This window comes from Agrobacterium sp. (genome assembly GCF_059499945.1).
Genome location: NZ_JCABZP010000014.1, coordinates 636,863 through 659,236, shown reverse-complemented (window position 1 = coordinate 659,236; position 22,374 = coordinate 636,863). Strand labels below are relative to the sequence as shown.

The following is a 22,374-nucleotide window of genomic DNA, read 5'->3' as shown; positions in this document are numbered from 1 at the left end:
CCGTCGGCTTTCCCTATGAAAGACGCTCTGGCGCCCCCCGCTGACCACGAGAAAAGGCCGAACGATTGACCGGAATGCCCCAGACCCCATTGCTCGACCGGGTGAATTTTCCCTCCGATCTCAAGGAGATCGACGATCGCGACCTGCCGGAACTGGCACGGGAACTGCGCGACGAGATGATTGACGCCGTGTCGAAGACCGGTGGCCATCTGGGTGCCGGCCTTGGCGTGGTGGAATTGACGATTGCCATCCACAAGGTCTTCAACACGCCCGAGGACCGGCTGATCTTCGATGTCGGCCACCAATGTTACCCGCACAAAATCCTGACCGGCCGTCGCGAGCGCATCCGCACGCTGCGCCAGGAAGGCGGCCTTTCCGGTTTCACCCGGCGGGCCGAAAGCGAATATGACGATTTCGGCGCCGGCCATTCCTCCACCTCCATTTCCGCCGGTCTCGGCATGGCGGTGGCGGCGGGTCTCGACGAAAGCGACCGCAAGGTGATCGCCGTCATCGGCGACGGTTCCATGTCTGCCGGCATGGCGTTCGAGGCGCTCAACAATGCAGGCGCGCTCGACGCGCGGCTGATCGTCATCCTCAACGACAACGACATGTCGATTGCACCGCCGACGGGCGCGATGAGCGCTTATCTCGCCCGCCTTGCCTCCGGCCGCACCTATATGGGCTTCCGTGATTTCGGCAAGAAGCTCACAGCCTATCTCGGCAAGACCATCGACCGCGCCATTACCCGCGCCGTGACCCATGCGCGTGGTTATGTGACCGGCGGTACGCTGTTCGAGGAGCTCGGTTTCTATCACATCGGCCCGATCGACGGCCATTCCTTCGACCACCTGCTACCGGTGCTGCGCAATGTGCGCGACAACCAGAAAGGCCCTGTCCTCATCCATGTGGTGACGCAGAAAGGCAAGGGTTATGCGCCGGCGGAAGCGGCTGCGGACAAATATCACGGCGTCAACAAGTTCGACGTCATCACCGGCGCACAGGCGAAAGCCAAACCGAATGCGCCGAGCTATACCAGCGTCTTTGCCGAAGCGCTGATCCAGGAAGCGACCCTCGACGACAAGATCATCGGCGTCACCGCCGCCATGCCGAATGGTACCGGCCTCGACAAGATGGCCGAGCTTTTCCCGTCCCGCACCTTCGATGTCGGAATTGCCGAACAGCACGCTGTCACCTTCGCGGCGGGGCTTGCGGCTGACGGCTACAAGCCGTTCTGCGCGCTTTATTCCACCTTCCTGCAGCGTGGTTACGACCAGCTGGTGCATGACGTGGCGATCCAGAGCCTGCCCGTACGTTTCCCGATCGACCGCGCCGGGTTCGTCGGCGCTGACGGACCGACCCATGCCGGCTCCTTCGACACCACTTTCCTCGCCACCCTGCCCGGTATGGTGGTGATGGCGGCGGCCGACGAGGCCGAACTGAAACATATGGTACGCACGGCGGCAGCCTATGACGAAGGCCCGATTTCCTTCCGTTACCCGCGCGGCGAAGGTGTGGGCGTCGAGATGCCCGCACGCGGTGAAATCCTTGAGATCGGCAAGGGCCGCATCATCAAGGAAGGCACCAAGGTTGCGCTGCTCTCCTTCGGTACCCGGCTTGCGGAATGCCTTGCAGCCGCCGAAGATCTTGATGCCGCCGGACTTTCGACGACCGTTGCCGATGCGCGCTTTGCCAAGCCGCTCGATCTCGATCTCATCCGCCAGCTTGCGGCCCATCACGAAGTGCTGGTGACGATCGAGGAAGGCTCAGTCGGCGGTTTTGGCGCGCATGTGCTGCATTTCATGGCAAGCGCCGGATTGCTCGACCACGGCCCCAAGGTCCGGACGCTGACCCTGCCCGACCAGTGGGTGGAGCAGGCCAAGCCCGAGACCATGTATGCCAATGCCGGCCTCGACCGGGCCGGCATCGTGTCCACCGTGTTCAATGCGCTCGGCCAGCGTCAGGCCGGCGTCGGTTTCGCCGGCTGACAAGATTGCCGGGACGGGAGGCGGGACTATCCCGCCTCTGCCTCAGGATGCCGCGCCATCGAGAAAACCGACGACGTTTTCGATCCTCCCCTCGGCATCACGGCTGACGACATCGGTACCGCCGGCCACATCGTCCCCGTCAGGCGAAATGAGACGCCATGAGAAACGGGTGAAGTCGCCGTGGCCATCCGGAGTGCCGGCAAGAACGAAACGATATCCCGGAAATTTCTGCCGCGCCGCCTCGATCATCGCGGCAATTCCCTGCTGCCCCTCGCCCTGCATCAGCGGATCGACGTAACGCGTATTTTCCGACCACGCCTGACCGACGAGATGCCTGCGGCGTTCATTGTCCTCCTCGTTCCAGACCGCGAGATAGGTTTCGGCGATTGCGAGATGCTGCGTCATGATTGCGCTCCTTGTGGTTGACGGCCCAAACATGACGGGTGTCGGGAAGCGGAACAATTACCTCGGAGGTAATCGCATTGCCGATATCTTCTGCTAGGCTGCGGGGCATGACGCATCATCGAGAACATGTCGGCCAAGTGCTGAAGGAATGGCGTGCCCGCCGCAGGTTGAGCCAGCTCGATCTGGCGATTGAGGCGGAAATATCGGCGCGCCATCTGAGCTTTGTGGAAAGTGGGCGATCATCCCCCAGCCGCGACATGCTCGCGAAACTGGCGGAGCAGCTTTCGATGCCCGCCCGCGCCGCCAACCGGCTGATGCTGGCAGCGGGTTATGCGCCTATCCATTCCGAACGGCCGATGGATGCGCCTGATATGACGGCGGCCCGGCAGGCCGTCGAAACCGTGGTGCATGGGCATATGCCCTTCCCCGCCCTTGCCGTCGACCGGCACTGGAACGTCGTTCTCGCCAATGGGGCGATCACATCGCTTCTGGCCGGTGTTTCCGAGGAACTGCTTCGCCCGCCGCTTAACGCCTTGAGGCTGAGCCTGCATCCGCAGGGTTTGAGTTCGCGCATCGTCAATCTCGCCGAGTGGCGTCATCACCTGCTGGAACGCCTGCGCCGTCAGGTCGAGGAAACGGGAGACGAGGTGCTTTCTCGGCTGCATGCGGAGCTCGCGGCCTATCCCGCGCCAAAGGCCTCGTCCCATGCCGGAGCCGATCCTCTGGCCATACCGCTCCAGCTCCGTGATCCCTCTTCGGGCAGCATATTGAGCTTCATTTCAACCACCACGGTTTTCGGAACGGCGACAGACGTCACACTGGCCGAACTCGTGCTGGAGTGTTTTTACCCCGCCGACGCGGCAACCCGCGAAGCACTGATGCAAGGCGCCAAGGAGTAACACCCGTGCACACCACCTATCTCATCGGATTTCAGGTCCGTCCCGGCCAGCGCGACCGCTTTCTCGAATTACTGAATGCGCTGCTTGATGCCATGCGGCACGAAAAGACCTTCGTGAACGCAACCCTGCACCGGGATGGTGAAAACGAGAACCGCTTCCTGCTGCATGAGACCTGGAGCGACCATCAGGATGTCATCGACGTTCAGATTCACCGGCCCTATCGGCAGGCATGGCACGACGCCCTGCCCGATCTTCTGGATGCCCCGCGCGATATTTCCGTCTGGCACCCCATGCGCGCGGATCATGCTCACAAATCCTAGACGAGTGAATGTCCTGCATTTGCCAGCAGCTCGCGCGCTTTCTCCAGATCCTTCGATTTCACCAGCAGGTGATCGCCATCGAAAGTCGAAACCACGAATATCCCTATGTCGTTGGTCGATAGCGGTTCGATCACCGAGAGAACGATGCCCGTCTCATCAAAGGCGAACGGACCCTGAAGTTTGAGACAGTTCCAGCCGGTATCGGCCTGAACATCATCAGGGATTCGCTCCTGGCGGCAGACGACGGAAAGCTCGTCATCGGTCCGGCTGATGCTGAGAAAACCTGCGCCATCGACCCAGGCTGGAATGGATGCATCGGCATGGAGCCAGGCCACGCCATAGGCGCCATCCAGAAGTCTTAACTTAACGCGAGGCGTCATCTGAAAACTGCCTTCCCGAAAGCCAGACACGGCTTTCTTTGGGTTAAAGGGAATGATTAAACGCTTCCCCCTGATGCAATGCCATCAGTTTCAAAGCCTGATGGCCGTTTCTTCTTTCGCCGTCTTGATAACGACCATGGTAAAAAAGCGCGCCACATTGTGCTGGTCGCGGAACAACCGGTCGCACAGGGCATCGAACTCTTCCATATCCCGCAGGCGCAGCATCAGCACGACATCGGATGCGCCGGTGACGGCATAGGCCTGCGACACGGCCTCTTCGGCGCTCGCAATATCCAGAAAGCGCCGCATATGCTGCTCGCCGTGCAATTTCAGCTCCACCGTCACCAGAGCCTTGATCACCCGCCCCGCCTTTGCGGGATTAAGGATCGCCACAATGCGATCGATCACGCCCGACTTGCGCAGCCGCTGCAGGCGGCGCAGGCAACTGGACGGGGACAGCCCGACCTCATCGGCCATATCCACATTGGTGCGCGAGGCGTCGCCCTGCAAGAGATTCAGAAGTTTCCTGTCAATCCTGTCCATGCCGGCAGCATATCGCCGGCTGACACATTTGCAATAAAATTGCATGAAACTGCAATCTTTGACCACAAATGCGAACGGGCCGGGATTAGTGAATGGGAACAATCTTCAGGGAGCCTTCACATGTCACTTTTCCTGCCCGTCTGGCAAAAAACGCGGGAAACGCTAGCAATCTACTGGGTGCTTGTGCGGATCACGGTTCCAATCGCCATTCTGACCGAGCTATTGTCGAGGATGGGCGCGATCGAGGCGGTGGCGCCTGCCTTTGCGCCGGTCATGAACCTCATCGGCCTGCCGCCGGAACTCGGTCTTGCCTGGCTGACCGCAATGCTGGTCGGCATATGGGGTGCGGTGCCGCTCATCTTCACACTTGTACCCGCGTCGTCGCTCACCGTTGCTGATATCACCGTTTTTTCGGCGCTCATCCTGTTCGCCCATGGCCTGCCCATCGAACAGAAGATCATTGAAAAGGCGGGACCGGGCATGATTGTCACCACGGCGCTGCGCGTCGGCGGCGGATTGCTCTATGCCTTTCTCCTGCACCAGCTTCTGGAAGCGACGGGATGGTTGTCAGGCCCGGCAAACCCTGCCTGGATTGCGATGGGCGCCACGCCTGAATGGACCGCCTATTTCCTCGGTCTCGGTGAAACCATGGTCTGGATGCTCGTCATCCTGCTTGCCCTTTCCTTTTGCCTTGAAATCCTCAGGCTCACCGGCCTCCTGGCGCTGATGATGAAAGCGCTTTCGCCCCTGCTGCGTCTTGCGGGCATTCGCGGCGAGGCCGAACATCTCACCGCCATCGGATTGTTCCTGGGAATTTCCTACGGCGCCGGCTTCCTGATCCGCGAGGCGCAATCGGGGACGATATCACCGCGTCAGGTGTTTCTGTCCTGTGTGTTCATGGGTTTTGCCCATAGCGTGATTGAAGACACGCTCGTGGTGATGTCGCTGGGCGCCGATGTCTATGGCGTTCTGGCCGGACGCCTCGTTTTCGCTGTTGCCGCAACCGCCGTCATTGCCGCCCTGCTTCACCGCCTGTCGGATGAGCTGTTCTTTACGCGGATGTTCCGGCTACAGGGCACATAAGCGGCGTTACCCGCCTGAAAACGCCGATGCAAAAAGGGGGCCTTTCGGCCCCCAATTCATAGGTTCACTCTGAAAGCCAGGCTCAGAACTCCGTCCAGTCCTGATCCTTCGCGGCCGGTGCTTCGGCAGCGCCACCGAAGGCGCGGGCGAGGCTCTGGCCGAGCGCACGGGCCGGCGAAGCGACGGGCCTTGCGGTTGTGGAGGCCGATTTTACCGGAGCCTTGCGAACCGGCGCGGCCGGTGCTGACTGGAAGGCAGGCTTTGCCGAAGACTGGCGCGGCGCGGAATAGCCGCCGGCGCTCGCAACGGCAGCGCGCGCGCCACCCATCCTGAACTGGCCGAGCAGGCTGTTCAGCGCTTCCGCTTCGCGGGCCAGCGAATGGCTGGCGGCGGTCTGCTGTTCCACCATGGCGGCATTCTGCTGCGTGCCCTGATCCATGGTGTTCACGGCCGTGTTGATTTCCTGCAGGCCGGTTGCCTGTTCGCGGGAAGCAACGACGATGGCGCTGACATGAGCATTGATCTCTTCGACTTCCGCCACGATGAGTTCCAGCGCCTTGCCGGTTTCATCGACAAGATTGACGCCGTTTTCCACCTGCTGGCTGGAAGCGCCGATAAGCGTCTTGATTTCCTTGGCGGCATTGGCGGAACGCTGGGCGAGTTCGCGGACTTCCTGCGCAACCACCGCAAAACCCTTGCCGGCATCACCGGCGCGGGCGGCTTCCACGCCGGCGTTCAACGCCAGCAGGTTGGTCTGGAAGGCGATATCGTCGATGACACCGATGATGTTGCCGATTTCGCCTGAGGACTTCTCGATTTCGCGCATGGCGGCAACCGCCCTGCGGACCACGACGCCGGACTTTTCCGCACCGGCGCGGGCGCGCTGGACCAGATTACCGGCATCTTCCGCACCGCGGGCGCTATCGCGCACGGTGGTGGTGACTTCTTCCAGGGCTGCAGCGGTTTCCTCGATGGAGGCAGCCTGCTGCTCGGTGCGGCGCGACAGATCGTCGGCAGCGGAGAGCATTTCCGAAGCGCCGGAATTGATGGCGGCAGCGTTCTCGCCAACGGTTTTGAGCGCCTGCTGCAGCTTGTCGACAGCGCTGTTGAAATTGAGGCGCACCGGATCGATGGCAGGCACAAAAGGCGTTTCAATGCGATAGGAAAGATCGCCATCCGCAAGAGCGGCAAGGCCCTTGCCAAGCTCGGCGCTGGCGAAGGCGCTGGCGGCTTCGTCCCGCGCCTTTTCCTCCTCGTTGCGGCGACGTTCGGTCTCGGTGGCGGAGCGCATGCGCTCGGTCTCGCCGGCAAGGCGGGATTTTTCCAGCCCGGCTTCCTTGAAGACGAGAACGGCCTTCGCCATCTTGCCGACTTCGTCGCCACGATCCGTGGCAGGCACTTCCGTCGCCAGATCGCCATCGGCGAGACGGCTCATGGCCGCTGTCATGCCAACGATCGGCGTGACAATGGAGTGCGACAGAGCCCAGATGAGGGCAACGGCCAGAAGACCGGCAACCGCGCCGCCACCCAGAAGCGCATATTTAAGGTTCAATGCCGCTGCCTGCTGTTCCGCCGCGTAAGCGGTGGACAGGCCGTTCAGCTGTTCCTTGATCTTGGCGGCGGAGGTGCGGAAGCCATCGAGCTGGCCCTTCGCCTGATTGCGGCCGATCTCGATGATTTCGGAAATCGGCGCTTCCGTCGTCTTTCGCGCAGCGATCTGCGGTTCCGCCAGTTCCTTGAAGAACACGGTGGCGGATTTCTGCATGTCGTCGATGGATTTCAGGATGTCCGGGCGGCCGACGGCCAGCGTGCGGGCTTCATCGAGCTTCTTCAGCATCAGGTCGCGCTGGGCGAACACATCATTATAGGTGCTGTCGCTGCGGAACAGCAGGAAGCCGCGCTGGTTGACGGCCTGTTCCAGCATGGCGGCCGTCGCGCCATCCACTGCCTGGATGATATCCTTGGTGCGGTTGTTTTCGATCGTGACACGCTCGCTCCCCAGCGTCTGCCAGAATACGACCGCAGACGCGAGCAGACACACACTCATCAGGGCGCAGAAGGTGGCTATGAGCTTCAGGTTAATGGGGAGATTTTTCAGCGACATCGCAAACTCTCTCGGCGACCTGATGCCTCGAAGCAAGCGTCTGCGCTGCAACGGTCGCAATTTTGTGGATGGGAGGAGACGCCGTCATGGCAGGTTCCGGTGGCCGCACGGGCCTTGCGCACAAAGTGCTATACAAGCCTTTATATTGGATTAATCGAACATTCTGACTTTGCGGTGCAACATCGCCATTATGGCCGGCAGCGGGCATTGCCGGCCCGTCCCGGCGATAAATCGCTTGCATCGGCGGAGTTTGGCGGTCATTGACACGGAACCATGTCCAAAACATCTGAAAATGAACGGCTTGACCAGCTTCTTGTGTCGCTCGGCCACTTTGCCAGCCGCTCGCGTGCACGCGACGCGATTGCGCGCGGCACCGTGAGCGTCAACGGCAAGACCGTCACCAAACCGAGCCAGACCGTCGCCGGCAATGCCGAGATCGCCATCAGCGATCCCGCGCAGGCTTACGTCTCCCGCGCCGCCCTCAAGCTGACAGCCGCGCTCGATCATTTCCGGCTCGACCCGAAGGGCCATGACTGTCTTGATGTCGGCGCTTCGACTGGTGGTTTTACCGAGGTGCTGCTTCATCGTGGTGCTAAACACGTCACCGCCATCGATGTCGGGCACGGGCAGATGCATCCAAGGATCGAGAACGATCCGCGTGTGACCAATCTGGAAGGGCTGAATGCGCGCTACCTGACGGCAGAGGATATCGATGACCGGGCCATCGGTTTCATCGTCTCCGACGTGTCCTTCATTTCGCTGAAGCTCGCACTTGCCCCGGCACTTGAGCTTGCTGGATCGGGCGCTCTGGCTGTCCTGCTGGTGAAGCCGCAATTCGAGGCGGGCCGCGACGCCATCAGCAAGGCCGGGCTTTTGAAGGAGCCGGAAACCGCGCCTGCCGTGGCCGCCGAACTGGAACGCTGGCTGACGGAGGACATGGGCTGGAAAAGCCTTGGCCTCATTCCCTCGCCGATTTCCGGCGGTGACGGCAATATCGAATTTCTTCTCGGAGGCGAAAAGCCATGAGTACACAGACCGTCACCATCAAGAGCCTCGGCGCGCAGGGCGACGGCATCGCGCACTGTCCCGACGGCCCGGTCTATGTGCCCTTCGCGCTGCCCGGTGAAACGGTCGCCATCGCCAAGGTCAAGGATCACGGCACCGTCATGTCGATAACGGAAGCCTCGGCGCAGCGCCGTGAACCTGCCTGCCGCCACTTCGGTCCCGATGGCAAGAACGGCACCTGCGGCGGCTGTTCGCTGCAGCATCTTTCCGATCAGCCTTACCATGCCTACAAGCGGGAGCTGGTGGTTTCGGCGCTGAAATCGAAGGGCCTGACGCCTGATGTGGACGATCTTGTCATCTGTCGCCCCGGCGAACGCCGCCGCGCGGTGTTCGCCGCCCGCAAGACGGAAAAGGGCCTGCTGCTCGGCTTCAGCCAGGCAAACAGCCATCACATCGTCGCCATCGAGGAATGTCCCGTCACCTCGCCGGGCATCGTCTCGCGGCTGGACGCCATCCGCGCCATCGGCCTTTCCATGGTGGCGAACGCCGAGCCGTTCCGCATCACCGTTCTCGAAACGCTCTCCGGTCTCGATATTTCCGTCGAGGGCATCAAGTCGGTCAATGACAAGCAGCGGCGCACGCTCACGGAAACAGTGCTGGCCATGCGCGGCATTGCCCGCGTCTCGCTTGCCGGCGAAATCCTGATCGAACCGCAGAAGCCGATCATCGAATTCGGCGGTGTTCCCGTTTCGCCGCCGGCCGGCGGTTTCACGCAGGCGACGAAGCAGGCGGAAGACGCCATGGCCGAGCTGGTGCTTGCCCATATCGGCAAATCCAAACGCATTGCCGATCTGTTCTGCGGTTCCGGCACCTTTGCGCTGCGGCTTGCGCGCGTCGGCAGAGTTCATGCGGTGGAAGCGGAAGACAAGCCGTTGAAGGCACTGGATTTCGCCGCCCGCAACACGCAGGGCCTGAAGCCGGTCAGCGTCGAGAAACGCGATCTCTTCCGCCGGCCGCTGATGACAAGCGAATTGAAGAATTACGATGCTGTCGTATTCGATCCACCGCGCGCCGGTGCGGAATTCCAGTGCAAGGAACTGGCCCGCAGCACGGTGAAGAAGATCGTTGCCGTGAGCTGCAACCCGCTGACGCTTGCGCGCGATCTCGACATCCTGACCGAGGGCGGCTATCGCATCACCCGCGTCACGCCGGTTGACCAGTTCCTGTGGTCGCCGCATGTGGAAGCGGTGGCGACGCTGGAGAAATAAGCAATCCGGGCGCAGAGCCGCTTAGCGAAGCTGACGCAACGCTTCATATGCCTGCAATTCCAACGGCCCTCATTCCTTTGCTTGTCACAGGAATGAGGGCGGAGGGGTCACTCTTACCAGGCCGTATCGACCGTGCCGTTGCCGACCACGCCCGAGCAGCGGCAGGCACCGCCCACACGGCCGCGCTCCAGCGGGCAGATATAGGGCCGGCGGCGGTTGGCGCTGTCCGGCGGGGTGATGACGCAGACGAAACGCGCGCGGCGCTGGCGGTCGCGGTTATTGCCGGAATAGAAGTTCGGGCTATCGTCGTCCGTGGACTGCGCCAGAATGACGTCGTTGGTGGAAGCCGCTGGAGCGCGTGTTATCGCCGCCGCTTCGGCAATCGTCGCGGCGGATAGGAAGACAGTCAGGGCGAAAACGAAGTGACGCATGTGGGTGGCCTTCGGACAATGACGTTGCGTTATCTAACCCAAGCCATATTGCCCGGTTGCTTAACCGCAAGGAATTCCTGCCCGCACACTTAACGACGCATGAATGCCTCGAAGGCGGCTCGCGCTTCCGAACTTTGCAGCTGCGCGATGAAATGGCGGCCTTCCTCTTCGATGCGGGCGAGAATATCGGCCGGGTTGCCGCGAACCAGATCGCGGGCGATCTTCAGCGCCTGCTGTGGTTTGGCGGCAAGGCGGGTGGCAAGCGCCAGCGTTTCGGTTTCGACATGTTCGGGGGCGACGACTTTCCAGATCATCCCGGCCTGCAATGCCTGCTCGGCGGAAAAACCCTCGCCCATGGCAAGCAGCGCAAAGGCGCGCTGGTGGCCCATAAGCTTCGGCACAAGCAGGCTGGAGGCCGCTTCCGGCACCAGCGCCAGATCCACGAAGGGCGTCTTGAACAGGCTACGGCTGGAAGCGACCGTCAGGTCGCAATGCAGGTTCAGCGTCGTGCCGATGCCGATGGCGAGCCCGTCCACGCCTGATACCATTGGCTTGTCGAAGGCGACGAGCGCTTTCAAAAGTTCCAATGCGGCGAGTTTGCCCTTACCGCCCGACATGGCGAAGGCGAGAAAATCGGCCATGTCGTTACCGGCGGAAAAGCAGCCTTCCGTACCGAGAAACGCAACGACGCGGATGTCCGGATCCGCATTGGCGGCATGCAGGGCCTCGGCCATGCGCAGATACATGGCATCGGTGATGGCGTTTTTCTTGTCTGGCCGGTTGAAGCGGATGGTCAGAACCTCCGGCGCATGACCCACCCGCTCGACGAGAATATGATCGTTCGACATCTGAGCCTCCTCAAGCCAGTACGGTGCGGGCGGCAGCAAGGCTTGCCGCGCCTGATATAACGCGATCCTTCAGCGCCGCCGTTTCCGCCAGCAGGTTTTCCGCTGCGAAGCGGCAAAGTGCGGCGCGATGCCCACCCCTGCCATCATCGACAGAGACCAATGCGCCCTTGGCGAGATAGGCGCCTGTCAGCGCCAGACCGAAGAGGCGCTGATAGGGTGTCGCGCCGGCGAGTGCCGTTTCGGTTTCGCCCGCCTTGATGCGGTCCAGCAGCCAGTCGGTCGCCGTTTCCAGATCGTTGAGGCTGGCTTCAAGATAAGGGGCCGTCTCACCGAGATCATCGCGGTTCGATGCGGCTGTCCGGGCGGCGATCTCGCGCAGTTCTGCGATGAAACCGCGCACCTGCGCGCCCTCGGAGAGCGGCAGTTTGCGCAGCACCAGATCGATGGCCTGAATGCCGTTTGTGCCTTCGTAGATCGGCGCGATGCGGGCATCACGCAGATAACGCGCCGCGCCGGTTTCCTCGATGAAGCCCATGCCGCCATGCACCTGAATGCCCATGGAGGCGACATCCACACCGGCATCGGTGGAGAAGGATTTTGCGATCGGGGTCAGAAGGGCAGCGCGCTCCTGCCAGTGAGCGCGCTGCCGGGCGTCTTCGCTCGCATGCGCCATATCGATGGCATGCGCGCAGCTGAAGGAAATCGCCCGCGACCCTTGAGTCAGCGCCTTCATCGTCAGAAGCGTTCTGGCGACATCAGGGTGTTCGATAATCGGGCTCATGCCGGAGCCCTGCCAGCCGGGCGCCTTGCCCTGCGTGCGCTCCCTGGCGTATTCGATCGCCTTCTGGGTCGCCGCTTCGCAGATCGCCACGCCCTGCATGCCGACGGCAAGGCGGGCGTTGTTCATCATGGTGAACATGCAGGCGAGGCCCTTGTTCTCTTCGCCGACCAGCCAGCCGAGAGCGCCCTTTTCATCTCCGAATTTCCCGTCGCCGAAGATCATCGTGCAGGTGGGCGAACCATGAATGCCGAGCTTGTGCTCCAGCGAATGGCAGAAAAGGTCGTTGCGGCCACCCGGCGCACCGTTTTCATCAGGCAGGAATTTCGGAACGAGGAACAGCGAGATGCCGCGCGTGCCGGCCGGCGCATCCGGAAGGCGGGCGAGAACGAGGTGGATGATGTTGTCAGCCGCGTCGTGTTCGCCCCAGGTGATGAAAATCTTCTGGCCGAAGATGCGGTAGGTGCCGTCGCCATTGCGCTCCGCACGGGTCTTCAACACGCCAAGGTCCGAACCCGCATGCGGCTCGGTCAGGTTCATGGTGCCGGTCCATTCGCCGGAAACGAGTTTCGGAAGATAGATGCGCTTGAGATCATTGCTGCCGTGGGCGACGATGGCTTCCACCGCGCCCATGGTCAGCGTCGGCGCCAGCGCGAAGGCCATGGAGCCGGAATTCCACATTTCGAGTGCAGCGACATTCAGCATATGCGGCAGGTTCTGGCCGCCGAACTCTTCCGGCGCGGTCAGGCTGTTCCAGCCCGCTTCCGCCCAGCGGCGGTAAAGATCGGCCCAACCGTCAGGCGTCGTCACCTTGCCGTCGGCGAGCTTCGCGCCCTGACGGTCGCCAATATCGGCGAGCGGTGCGACCTGTTCCGTGGCGAAACGGCCAGCTTCCTGCAGGATGGCATCCACGAGGTCTTCACCGAGATCGCCAAGCACACCCTTTGAAAGCGCGTCTCCAAGACCCGCTACATGTTTGAGTGTAAAGGCGATATCATCCACCGGCGCGCTATACATGCTGCCTCCTCCCGAAGCTCTGGCATCTTGCTACTGGCTTCGGGCTAAATGATTTTTACGTAAACGTCAATTTGAAAATTCCCGTCATTTCGACGGGATTGTTATAAAACTGTCATATGAATTTGCTCAGCATGCGCTGAAAGTCGCCCGACGACGCCGCTGCTCCCACACCGGAACGACGGGCGCCTCCCTCCTCCCATCCAGCCGGTCAGGACTGCCACGATGGATCTCATAACGCCAGTTATTCCAGGCCTTGTCTGGGCCTATCAATTCCACCCCGGCACAGCCCCGTGCCGCCGGCTTGCACCCGATGCGGGCTTTCACGAAATGGCCGAGTGCGAAGGCTTCTTCTGGCTGCATCTCAATCTCGCCGATCAGCGCGTAGCGGGTTTTCTCGAGACCATCGACGGTCTCGATCCGGCAGCGCGCGCAAGCCTCACCACCCATGAGACACATCCGTCCATCGTGGTCGATGAAAAATCGCTCTATGGCACGCTGGTCGATTTCCAGCGGGAATTCGACAAGGAAACGCGCGATTTCGGCTGGTTGCATTTTGCGGTAAGCGACCGCTTCATCATCACCACCCGCCTGCAGCCGCTGCATTCGGTGGACCGGCTGAAGGCGGCGGTCGACAAGAATTCCAACCGCTATCTCACACCGTCACATGTGTTCGAAGGCCTCGTCGCCGAATTCCAGCGCTCGCTCATCAATCTGGTGATGGAGACGACGGAGGAACTGAACGCCATCGAGGATCTGGTCTATGACAGCGAGACACGCGACGAACGGCGGCGGCTCGCCCCGCTGCGCCGCACGGTGGTTCGCCTGCACCGGCATCTGCGCACCGTGCTGACGCTGATGCGGCGGGCTTCGGCCGCCGATGATGACGAAATGCCTGACGGTTTCGAGGATGTCGCCTCACGCCTGATGGGCCGCCTTGAGGCTGTCGATCATGACGTCTATGCCCTGCAGGAGCGTGCAAGGCTGCTGCACGAAGAAATCGATTCCAAACTCTCGTCCGAAACCAACCGGCACCTTTATATCCTGTCGCTGATGACGGCATTCCTGCTGCCGCCATCGCTGGTGACCGGTTTCTTCGGCATGAATACGGATGAACTGCCGTTTACCGTCGGCACCGGCGGCACGCTGTCGGCCAGCATCTTCATCGTGATTTCGGTTGCACTCGCCTGGTTCGTGCTGAAGCGCGCACGAATCCTGTAACGTAAAAAGCCGCCCGGTCGTAACCGGACGGCTCTGTCAATTTCAGCCTGACATTCTATCAGCTGTAAGGCGAATAGCAGGGCTGACGCGGGCCATGGTAAGGCTGGAACGTGTTGCTATAGGCATCGTAGGAACGATAGCGGCCATAGCACCAGTTCACATGCGCCTGGCTCATACCGCCACGGCGGACCGGACGATATTCGCGATAGACCGGACGCGGACGATATTCGGGAACCGGACGGTAGACTTCACGCGGCTGCGACAGCGCGCCGCCGATGATCGCACCCGTCGCAAAGGCTGCGAGCGGGAACCAGTAACCGTCATGATGACGATAACCCGGGCGGTAATCACGATAGCCGCGATGGCCGCCATACCAGCCTCGACGTCCGCCATCCCAGTCGCGACGGTCGCGCCAGTACTGCACATTCACGATATTCTTGCTGGCGTCGTTGCCCACCGTCTCGACACTCTTCGGCGCCATTGGTAGTGGCATCGCTGCTTCTGCCGGAACAATCGCTCCTGCTACCACGATCGCAGAAAGACCGACAGCCAAGATATTCTTCATATAGTCTCTCATCTGACTTCCTCCATTCACGACGGTCGACAGGCCGTTGGACGTGAATAATAACACCTTTTTCTTCTTACTCAGCCAGTTTGTCGGTTCTGGCCGGAACATTACCGGTTGCAGGCTAGGCGTTTTCGTCTGAACCCAGCATTAACGATCCATTCACGCTTCGGTTACCCGGCCCGGCCGCCTGAAAGCAAAAGCCCGGATCAAAATCCGGGCTTTCGAAAACCACTATCAGCGGCTGTAAGGCGATACGCATATGCGGCGCGGACCGCTATTTGGCTGGTAGCTGTTGTCGTAAGCGCGATACGAGCGCCAGCGGTTCTGGCACCATTCGACATGGCTGCCGCCATAGGCCGGGCGCGGCTGCGACATGGCGCCGCCGATGATCGCGCCTGCGGCAAAGGCTGCAAGCGGGAACCAGTAACCGTTGTGATAACGGTAGCCCGGACGGCGATCGCGATAACCGCGGTGACCATTGTAATATCCATCACGCGGCGGGCGCGGGCGATACATGCGGTCGCCGTACCTGCGGTCGCCTCTGCGGTCCCATTCGCGGTACTGCACCGGCACAACATTATTGTCGGCCGTGATCGCCGGCTTCGGCATCGGCACGGGCGCCTGGAACGCCTGCGATGGCGTAAAGCTGGTGAGGAACACGACTATCGCCGTGGCGACACTCGTTGTCCGGAAATTCATCATGATCTTCCTCCGTTTGCTTCAGCGCGTTGGACCACGCCTTTTCACCCACTCGCTCTTGTCGGAGATATGGGACAGCCCCGTTCTACGCCCGAAAAGAATTCGATGACGTGCAAACGAGTTTAGAGAAATTTAGTTCCAAGACAACTATCCGGTGAAAGACGAATGAGATGAAACGCCTGCTCGTGTCAGGCTTCCACCTTCACGTCAGTCAGAGGCCGCGAGCAGCAGGCAAGAATATAGCCTTCCTCGATTTCCTCATCGAGAATGCCGCCATTGTGGTTCATCTCCACCTCACCCGAAAGCTTCAGCACCCGGCAGGTGCCGCAGATGCCGGATTCGCAGGCAGCGCCGATACGGACGCCGGCGGCACGCGCCGTCATCAGAACCGTCTGGCCGGGCTGGCAGGGCATTTCCTTGCCGGAAAGGGTGAAACCCACCATCGACAGTGCCTCGCCATCCGCACCGGTGAGGACGTTTTCACCAACGGTGACCGGGGCAGCCGGCGCGAAGCTTTCCTGATGGTAGCGACTCATATCGAAGCCGGATGCGTCGAGCATCGAGCGGACGGCGGCCATGAACGGCTCCGGCCCGCAACAGAAGACGGTGCGCTCCATGAAATCTGGCGCCAGAAGCGCGATCTTGGCCTTGTCGACCATGCCTTTCAGGCCAGACCACAGGTCGGTGCGACCGCATTTCTCGACAATGAAGCCGAGCGAGAGGTTCGGCATGAAACGGGCGAGATATTCCAGTTCGTGACGGAAGACGATATCGCCGGGTGTGCGCGAACAATTGACGAAGGCAATGTCGCTCTGCGGCGCGCGGTCACTCATGTCGCGCACCATTGACATCATCGGCGTGACGCCGGAGCCTGCCGAAATGAAGAGATATTTGTCGCCGGGATGCTTGACGTAGGAAAAGTCGCCGAGCGGCCCCAGCGCCCGGATTTTCATGCCGGGCTTCAGATTGTCGAACATCCAGCGCGTGCCGATGCTGTTGGCCTGCGCTTTGACCGTGACCGACAGCGCGTAGGGTCGCGACGGGCTGGAGGACAAGGTGTAGGTGCGGTAGAGCGGCTCCGCACCCACGGGCAATTCCAGCGTGACGAACTGGCCCGGCAGATAACGGAACCAGTTCTGGTCCTCGGAGCGGAACAGAAACGTCATGACGTCCGGGGTCTCGGGCGTCACTGAAATGCATTCCAGCAGCTGGAGCTTGTCGCTCCACGGCTTCATCTCGTCTATGTGCTTGTAGGTCACAACCATATTCATCTTCGCATCACGCTACAGCAGAGAGCCGGGCCTTATCGCCGGAGAGCCGGTCGACCATGAAATCGGAATACCAGTTGACGAACTGCATCACGCCGCCCTCATCCTCCATGGAATAGGGGCCGGGCTCATAGGCGGGCGAGCGAATGCCGAAGGCATTTTCCTCGACGATGCGGCGGTCCTGGTCATTGGTCTCGTTCCAGACGTGGGTGAGATCTTCAAGATCGTAGTCCACGCCTTCAACCGCATCCTTGTGCACCAGCCATTTGGTGGTGACCATGGTTTCCGTGGCGCTGAGCGGCAGCACGCGGAAGGAAATGGTGTGGTCGCCGAGGAAATGATTCCAGGTCGTCGGGTAATGGAACAGGAGCAGCGCGCCGATATGGCTGATGCTGACATCCTCCGAAAGCGGTCGGCGCACGGCGCGCTTGCCAGACATGGTGTAGCTTTCCGCTTCACCAATCAGCGGCATGCGGGCGACGCGGAACTGGCCCTTCGGGTCGATCTTGAAGCGGCTCGGCAGGCCGGCGGCCTCGCAGCGCGCCCAGTGGCCGCCGATTTCGGGGTCGCTGGCACCGCCATCCGTTCCCGTCACGCTCGGGTTTTCGGGATAGGTGCGGCAGAGTTCCGGGTGGTTGGCGGCGCAATGGTAGCACTCGCGGTTGTTTTCCCAGACGAGCTTCCAGTTGCCCTTTTCGATGATCGTGCTTTCATGCGCGACCTTCGCTTCCCAGATGCGGTGCGGAGCCATGTAGCTCTCGACTTCCTTGCGCATGGGCTCGAAATCCGCCGGCTGATCGGCAAGGCAGATGAAGACGTAACCGGCGACGGTTTCGCAGGCAACAGGCTTCAGGCCGAAATCGCCCTTGTCGAACTCTTCACCCATGTGACGTGCGAAGAGCAGCTTGCCGTCGAGATCGTAGGTCCACTGGTGGTAAGGACAGACAAGGCGCGCCGACTGGCCCTTCTGCGTGGTGCAGACGCGGGAGCCGCGGTGGCGACAGGAATTGTGGAAGGCGCGGATCTGCCCATCGCGACCGCGAACGATGACGACGGAATAGGCGCCGACCTGAACGGTGAAATAGCTGCCGGACTTCTGCACTTCGCAATCATGGCCGACAAACAGCCAGTCGCGATACCAGATCGTTTCCATATCCAGCTTGAAATAATCCGGGTCCGTGTAGAAGGGCTGTTCCAGGCTGAAGCCTTCGCGGCGGTTTTTCAGCTGGCGCAATACGGTATCACGCAATTCCATGGCCAAATCCTCGATCAAACCGCCCTGCCCGACACCATTTGCGGGGTTGCGGAAGCATGTACTCATCTAAACACCGGCGGTCATTTGCGGCAGCACAAACAGCGACATCGGCTTCCGCATTGGCGACAAATTGCGACATGCGCAATTCGCCGTCGCAGCCCATTCCGCTGGGAAATCCGACAGCTATTCAATGTCGGAAATCACGTCGCAATATGACGCATGATGTCGCGCGCTTTACTCCCCACCCGTTAAAAAACGGGAGGCGCGACGCAACGGAGTATTAACGCGCCCTAAACTATCTTGCCGGATCGACAGCAACGAGGGCGCTTCCGGTGGAGAAGGCGACACGCATACGCTATTTCGATGCGAGCAGGCATTCGGTCACACCGATAAGATCGAAGACCGCGCATTCGGATTTCCTGCGGACAGGGCGCATCAGCCGTTATGAAGAGCGCTGGTTGCCGAGGGAACGCGTCTATTACAGTCATGATGAAGTGGCTGCGCTGACCGGGCGAAAGCTGGAAGCCGCCGCCGATGCCACCCACAACCGTCTCAACGCCTTTCACCAGTCCATCCGTTTCCCGAAGATGGTTTTTCACCATCTGCTCAATGACCGGCCGCATCTCGGCTATTGTCACGTCACGGCGGCGAAAACGAGCTTCGATGCCGAGCGCCATGTGCTCTGGTCGTTCTATTTCGCGAATTTCTTCGCCGAGCTGAGCGGGGCCGGGAACTTCTTCGAAAATATCGATGCGCGCTATTCACGGATGTATTTCGCCGTCGCCATCAACGCGCTTCCGGATCAGGAAATCGCCGTCGACACCTCCATCCATCGCGGCGGCTTGCTGTTCCAGACCCATGATCCGCGCGTGGCGCTGAAAAATGTGCTCATGCTCGGCGCGCGGTCCGAGGAGATGCGCAAGGTCATCAAGGCGATATAGAAGCGATAGAGCGCCCCGGCGCTTTATCTTTATTTGTTTTATGCAAGTCGTTATCCCGAAACCGCGGACCACTTTCGGGCGACATGCATTAGCGCTTCCCACTCCGCCCTGAAATACGCTATTGACCGCCCTGAAAGGCAGCATCATGGCGCGTCATATCAATATAGACAACGAGCGGGAAACAGCCCTGCAGGCAGCAGCAACCGAGCTTGCCGCCGGCCAACCCATCGCCCTGCCGACGGAAACGGTCTACGGCCTTGCCGCCGACGCCACCAACCCGGCGGCGATTACCCGCATTTACGAGACGAAGGGCCGGCCGCAGTTCAACCCCTTGATCTGCCACATGGCCGATATCGCCATGGCCGAACGTTACGCCGTCTTCGATCCCATATCGCGGAAACTCGCGGAGGCCTTCTGGCCCGGCCCGCTGACACTGGTGCTACCGCTGAACCCGGCAAGCGATATTCATTCGCTGGCGACGGCCGGGCTCGATACGGTCGGCATTCGTGTGCCCCAGGGTTTTGCCGGCGATCTCATCCGCCGCTTCGGCAGGCCGCTCGCCGCCCCCAGCGCCAATAGTTCCGGCAAGATCAGCCCGACAAGTGCCGCCCATGTGGAAGCGGATCTCGGCCAGAAGATCAATCTCATTCTCGACGGCGGCGCAGCCTCCGTCGGCGTCGAATCCACCATCGTCAAGGTGGAAGAGGATGGCCGGGTGCGGCTGCTTCGTCCCGGCGGCATCGTCACCGAGGACATAGAACGTGTTGCGGGCAAAAGCCTCGAACGGCCCAAAAAAGCCGCCGCCGCCATTGAGGCGCCGGGAATGCTGGCCTCGCATTATGCGCCGGGCGCCGCCGTGCGCCTTCACGCCACCTCGGTTCTGCCGGGCGAAGCGCTAATCCGCTTCGGCGGCATCGCCATATCAGGCGAAGAGGCCGCGCGCACCGTTCTCGACCTTAGCCCCACCGGCGATCTTGCCGAGGCCGCCGCCAATCTGTTCGATTATCTGAAAGCCGCCGATGCGAGCGGTGCGGACACCATCGCCATCACCGCCATTCCCACCCATGGTCTCGGAGAGGCGATCAACGACCGCCTTTCCCGCGCCGCCGCGCCGCGAGGCTGACGGCACCCAATCCTTTCGCCCATGTTTCAAAAGACAGCGAGACGCCGCCCATGACGACCACCGCCATCCCCTCCTCCGACATCCTTGACCGCTTTGCCGCCATTGTCGGCGAAAAGAACGCGGTGCGTGACCCGGCGGAAATGGCGCCGCGGCTGGTGGAAAATCGCGGCCTTTATCGCGGCGCCTCGCCGTTGCTGCTCAAGCCGGGGTCGGTCGAAGAGGTCTCGGCCATTCTGCAGCTCGCCAGCGAGACCGGCACTGCCATCGTGCCGCAGACCGGCAATACCGGCCTTGTGGGCGGCCAGACGCCGCGTGCCGATGGCACCGACATCATCCTGTCGCTGGAACGCATGAACCGCATCCGCGATATCGATCCGGTCGCCAATATCATCGTCGCCGATGCCGGCTGCATTCTCGACGACATCCACAAGGCCGCCGACACGGTGGAGCGCATGTTCCCGCTGTCGCTCGGCTCTCAAGGGTCCTGCCGCATCGGCGGCAATCTCGCCACCAATGCCGGCGGCACGGCGGTTCTGGCCTATGGCAATATGCGCCAGCTGTGCCTCGGGCTCGAAGTGGTGCTGCCGACAGGCGAAATCTGGAACGGGCTGCGCCGGCTGAAGAAGGACAACACCGGTTACGATCTGCGTGATCTCTTCATCGGCTCGGAAGGCACGCTTGGCGTCATCACCGGCGCGGTGTTGAAGCTCTTCCCGAAGCCGCTCGGCCATCAGGTGGCCTTTGCGGGGCTGACCTCCACCGAAGATGCGCTGAAGCTGTTTGAAATGGCCTCCAACCTCTGCGGCACGGCGCTGACCGGCTTCGAACTCATGCCGCGAATCGGCGTCGAATTCACCGCCAGACATATTCCCGGCGTGCGCGATCCCCTGGAGCAACCGCACGACTGGTACGCGCTCATCGATATCTCCACCTCCGATTCGGCGGAGACGGCGGATAGCATGATGCAATCGCTGCTGGAGCGCGGTTTTGAGGCCGGGCTGGTTCAGGACGCCGTGCTCGCCGCATCGGAGGCGCAGCGACAGGCGCTCTGGCACATGCGCGAGAGCATGTCGGATGCGCAGAAGCCCGAAGGCGGGTCGATCAAGCACGATGTTTCCGTTCCGGTTTCAAAAATACCGGAATTCATGGCGACGGCGGAAAAGGCGGTTCTCGCTGCCATCCCGGGCGCGCGTGTCTGCGCCTTCGGCCATCTGGGTGACGGCAATATCCATTACAATATTTCCCAGCCTGTCGGTGCCGACAAGGCCGAATTCCTCGGCCGCTGGCGGGATATGAACGAGGTCGTGCATGGCATCGTGCTGTCGCTCGGCGGCTCCATTTCGGCCGAACACGGCATAGGGCAATTGAAGCGCGATGAACTGGCCGCCATTCGCCCCGGCATCGAAATGGAGCTGATGCGACGCATCAAACATGCTTTCGACCCCGCCGGCATCATGAATCCCGGCAAGGTTCTGGCCGGGTAAGACGCGCCCGTTAAGCCGAAGCCCGCAGCGCCCAGGCGGGTACTATTTCCGCATTCAGCCGGCGCGGTTTCTGCGCGCCGACAAATTGCGTCAGGCTCATGCCCGATCTGGCGATCGACAGGGCATGCTTCTTTGGCAGAAGATATCCGTGTTCCAATGGCGGAATACGGCGCAGCACGCGGCTGAAGACATTGCGCCGGTGATAGCGCGAGGGCGAGAAGCGGGCCGGCTGCGCGCAGATCGCCACATATTCGAGAATCTCGTCGATCCAGCCCGCCTGCGGGCGCGCGCCGGGCTCGATCAGAAGCAGCCAGCCGCCGCGCGCGGACTTCACGACATCCTCGATGTCCCATTGCCCATAAAAACGGCAACCGGCGGCATCGGCGACGCGCGACGACCCATCGCGCGAACCGTGATCAAGAATCACAACATCACTTACAAGCCCTTCCACGGCCCCGGTGACAAGCGCAGACAGCGTATGCGCCAGTTCCGGTTCGTGATCCCGGCATTCCATTATGACTGTCAACATCTGCATAGCTCTAACGCATCGCACAATAAATTGCCACTGTGCTGATCGCGGTAAAATCCGTGGCTGCTTATGCCGACCATCACGCGGCCTCCGCACGCGGTCAGGCATATCGCGGTCACGCCCCTGTCTGATGCGCGAGCTGAATCTGCAATTTTGTTCTTGTAATGTTCTCATTCCTGATGTAGGAATTTAATCATTCGGAAGGCGATAAAAGCCCGTCCGG

Annotated in this window: 22 protein-coding genes; 10 read left to right on the top strand and 12 right to left on the bottom strand. The window is 61.2% G+C overall.

Going from position 1 to position 22,374, the window contains the following annotated elements:
- The first annotated feature begins 65 nt into the window (after window positions 1–65).
- Window positions 66–1,985 carry a 1-deoxy-D-xylulose-5-phosphate synthase gene (gene dxs, locus AC5I5B_RS14880; protein ID WP_003503063.1) on the top strand — a complete coding sequence of 640 codons (1,920 nt, stop codon included), beginning with the start codon at window positions 66–68 and terminating at the stop codon, window positions 1,983–1,985.
- A gap of 42 nt (window positions 1,986–2,027) precedes the next feature.
- Here dxs and AC5I5B_RS14875 read toward each other — a convergent pair whose 3' ends face one another.
- Window positions 2,028–2,390 carry a nuclear transport factor 2 family protein gene (locus tag AC5I5B_RS14875; protein ID WP_003503064.1) on the bottom strand — a complete coding sequence of 121 codons (363 nt, stop codon included), beginning with the start codon at window positions 2,388–2,390 and terminating at the stop codon, window positions 2,028–2,030.
- Between the two features lie 107 nt (window positions 2,391–2,497).
- On the opposite strand from AC5I5B_RS14875, the gene AC5I5B_RS14870 reads away from it, so the two are divergent.
- On the top strand, window positions 2,498–3,289 hold the full coding sequence (locus AC5I5B_RS14870; protein WP_060726073.1) for a helix-turn-helix domain-containing protein: 792 nt from the start codon (window positions 2,498–2,500) through the stop codon (window positions 3,287–3,289).
- Window positions 3,290–3,294: 5 nt separating this feature from the next.
- On the top strand, window positions 3,295–3,609 hold the full coding sequence (locus AC5I5B_RS14865; protein WP_003503068.1) for a putative quinol monooxygenase: 315 nt from the start codon (window positions 3,295–3,297) through the stop codon (window positions 3,607–3,609).
- Here AC5I5B_RS14865 and AC5I5B_RS14860 read toward each other — a convergent pair.
- Together AC5I5B_RS14860 and AC5I5B_RS14855 are read right to left on the bottom strand one after the other, a co-directional pair.
- Window positions 3,606–3,989 carry an ACT domain-containing protein gene (locus tag AC5I5B_RS14860; RefSeq protein WP_495752746.1) on the bottom strand — a complete coding sequence of 128 codons (384 nt, stop codon included), beginning with the start codon at window positions 3,987–3,989 and terminating at the stop codon, window positions 3,606–3,608. The two genes, AC5I5B_RS14865 and AC5I5B_RS14860, sit on opposite strands and share 4 nt — an antisense overlap.
- A 90-nt stretch (window positions 3,990–4,079) precedes the next feature.
- A complete protein-coding gene (locus AC5I5B_RS14855) occupies window positions 4,080–4,532 on the bottom strand; it encodes an Lrp/AsnC family transcriptional regulator (protein ID WP_060726071.1) in 453 nt (150 codons plus the stop codon).
- Window positions 4,533–4,652: 120 nt separating this feature from the next.
- On the opposite strand from AC5I5B_RS14855, the gene AC5I5B_RS14850 reads away from it, so the two are divergent.
- Window positions 4,653–5,615: a nucleoside recognition domain-containing protein gene (locus tag AC5I5B_RS14850; RefSeq protein WP_111833668.1), complete on the top strand. Its 963-nt coding sequence runs from the start codon at window positions 4,653–4,655 to the stop codon at window positions 5,613–5,615.
- 82 nt (window positions 5,616–5,697) lie between these two features.
- On the opposite strand, the gene AC5I5B_RS14845 is transcribed toward AC5I5B_RS14850, so the two are convergent.
- Window positions 5,698–7,719 carry a methyl-accepting chemotaxis protein gene (locus AC5I5B_RS14845; protein ID WP_111833669.1) on the bottom strand — a complete coding sequence of 674 codons (2,022 nt, stop codon included), beginning with the start codon at window positions 7,717–7,719 and terminating at the stop codon, window positions 5,698–5,700.
- Between the two features lie 273 nt (window positions 7,720–7,992).
- Between AC5I5B_RS14845 and AC5I5B_RS14840 the strand changes: the two genes are divergently transcribed.
- The gene (locus AC5I5B_RS14840) at window positions 7,993–8,745 is read left to right on the top strand and encodes a TlyA family RNA methyltransferase (RefSeq protein WP_003503077.1); all 753 of its coding nucleotides are present in this window, start codon (window positions 7,993–7,995) and stop codon (window positions 8,743–8,745) included.
- On the top strand, window positions 8,742–9,992 hold the full coding sequence (locus AC5I5B_RS14835; protein ID WP_111833670.1) for a class I SAM-dependent RNA methyltransferase: 1,251 nt from the start codon (window positions 8,742–8,744) through the stop codon (window positions 9,990–9,992). The genes AC5I5B_RS14840 and AC5I5B_RS14835 overlap by 4 nt, the downstream gene beginning before the upstream one ends.
- 113 nt (window positions 9,993–10,105) lie before the next feature.
- Here the strand turns inward: AC5I5B_RS14835 and AC5I5B_RS14830 are convergent, their stop codons facing one another.
- The 3 genes from AC5I5B_RS14830 to AC5I5B_RS14820 form a co-directional block, all read right to left on the bottom strand.
- Window positions 10,106–10,423, bottom strand: coding sequence for a hypothetical protein (locus AC5I5B_RS14830; protein ID WP_003503086.1), 318 nt, complete (start codon window positions 10,421–10,423; stop codon window positions 10,106–10,108).
- Window positions 10,424–10,512: 89 nt separating this feature from the next.
- Window positions 10,513–11,271 carry a crotonase/enoyl-CoA hydratase family protein gene (locus AC5I5B_RS14825; RefSeq protein ID WP_111833671.1) on the bottom strand — a complete coding sequence of 253 codons (759 nt, stop codon included), beginning with the start codon at window positions 11,269–11,271 and terminating at the stop codon, window positions 10,513–10,515.
- 10 nt (window positions 11,272–11,281) lie between these two features.
- Window positions 11,282–13,066: an acyl-CoA dehydrogenase family protein gene (locus tag AC5I5B_RS14820; RefSeq protein WP_099085610.1), complete on the bottom strand. Its 1,785-nt coding sequence runs from the start codon at window positions 13,064–13,066 to the stop codon at window positions 11,282–11,284.
- A 222-nt stretch (window positions 13,067–13,288) separates the two neighbouring features.
- Here AC5I5B_RS14820 and AC5I5B_RS14815 point away from each other — a divergent pair, with 222 nt between their 5' ends.
- Entirely contained in the window at window positions 13,289–14,284 is a 996-nt protein-coding gene (locus AC5I5B_RS14815; RefSeq protein WP_035212536.1) for a transporter, read from the top strand.
- 58 nt (window positions 14,285–14,342) lie between these two features.
- On the opposite strand, the gene AC5I5B_RS14810 is transcribed toward AC5I5B_RS14815, so the two are convergent.
- From AC5I5B_RS14810 to AC5I5B_RS14795, 4 genes are all read right to left on the bottom strand, one after another.
- Complete coding sequence (locus tag AC5I5B_RS14810; protein WP_003503093.1) at window positions 14,343–14,861, bottom strand: BA14K family protein; 519 nt, start codon at window positions 14,859–14,861, stop codon at window positions 14,343–14,345.
- A gap of 225 nt (window positions 14,862–15,086) precedes the next feature.
- Window positions 15,087–15,554: a BA14K family protein gene (locus AC5I5B_RS14805; RefSeq protein WP_003503095.1), complete on the bottom strand. Its 468-nt coding sequence runs from the start codon at window positions 15,552–15,554 to the stop codon at window positions 15,087–15,089.
- A 185-nt stretch (window positions 15,555–15,739) separates the two neighbouring features.
- Window positions 15,740–16,822, bottom strand: coding sequence for an FAD-binding oxidoreductase (locus AC5I5B_RS14800; RefSeq protein ID WP_107675177.1), 1,083 nt, complete (start codon window positions 16,820–16,822; stop codon window positions 15,740–15,742).
- Between the two features lie 7 nt (window positions 16,823–16,829).
- Window positions 16,830–18,074, bottom strand: a complete 1,245-nt coding sequence (locus AC5I5B_RS14795; RefSeq protein WP_003503099.1) for an aromatic ring-hydroxylating oxygenase subunit alpha — start codon at window positions 18,072–18,074, stop codon at window positions 16,830–16,832.
- 332 nt (window positions 18,075–18,406) lie between these two features.
- On the opposite strand from AC5I5B_RS14795, the gene AC5I5B_RS14790 reads away from it, so the two are divergent.
- The 3 genes from AC5I5B_RS14790 to AC5I5B_RS14780 all read left to right on the top strand — a co-directional run bounded on the left by AC5I5B_RS14790 (window position 18,407) and on the right by AC5I5B_RS14780 (window position 21,622).
- Complete coding sequence (locus tag AC5I5B_RS14790; RefSeq protein ID WP_060722977.1) at window positions 18,407–19,015, top strand: DUF6656 family protein; 609 nt, start codon at window positions 18,407–18,409, stop codon at window positions 19,013–19,015.
- A gap of 145 nt (window positions 19,016–19,160) precedes the next feature.
- Complete coding sequence (locus AC5I5B_RS14785; protein WP_111833806.1) at window positions 19,161–20,138, top strand: L-threonylcarbamoyladenylate synthase; 978 nt, start codon at window positions 19,161–19,163, stop codon at window positions 20,136–20,138.
- A 50-nt stretch (window positions 20,139–20,188) separates the two neighbouring features.
- Window positions 20,189–21,622 carry an FAD-binding oxidoreductase gene (locus AC5I5B_RS14780; RefSeq protein WP_111833672.1) on the top strand — a complete coding sequence of 478 codons (1,434 nt, stop codon included), beginning with the start codon at window positions 20,189–20,191 and terminating at the stop codon, window positions 21,620–21,622.
- A 10-nt stretch (window positions 21,623–21,632) separates the two neighbouring features.
- Here AC5I5B_RS14780 and AC5I5B_RS14775 read toward each other — a convergent pair whose 3' ends face one another.
- Complete coding sequence (locus AC5I5B_RS14775) at window positions 21,633–22,151, bottom strand: glycosyltransferase family protein (RefSeq protein ID WP_060726391.1); 519 nt, start codon at window positions 22,149–22,151, stop codon at window positions 21,633–21,635.
- Between the last annotated feature and the right edge of the window lie 223 nt (window positions 22,152–22,374).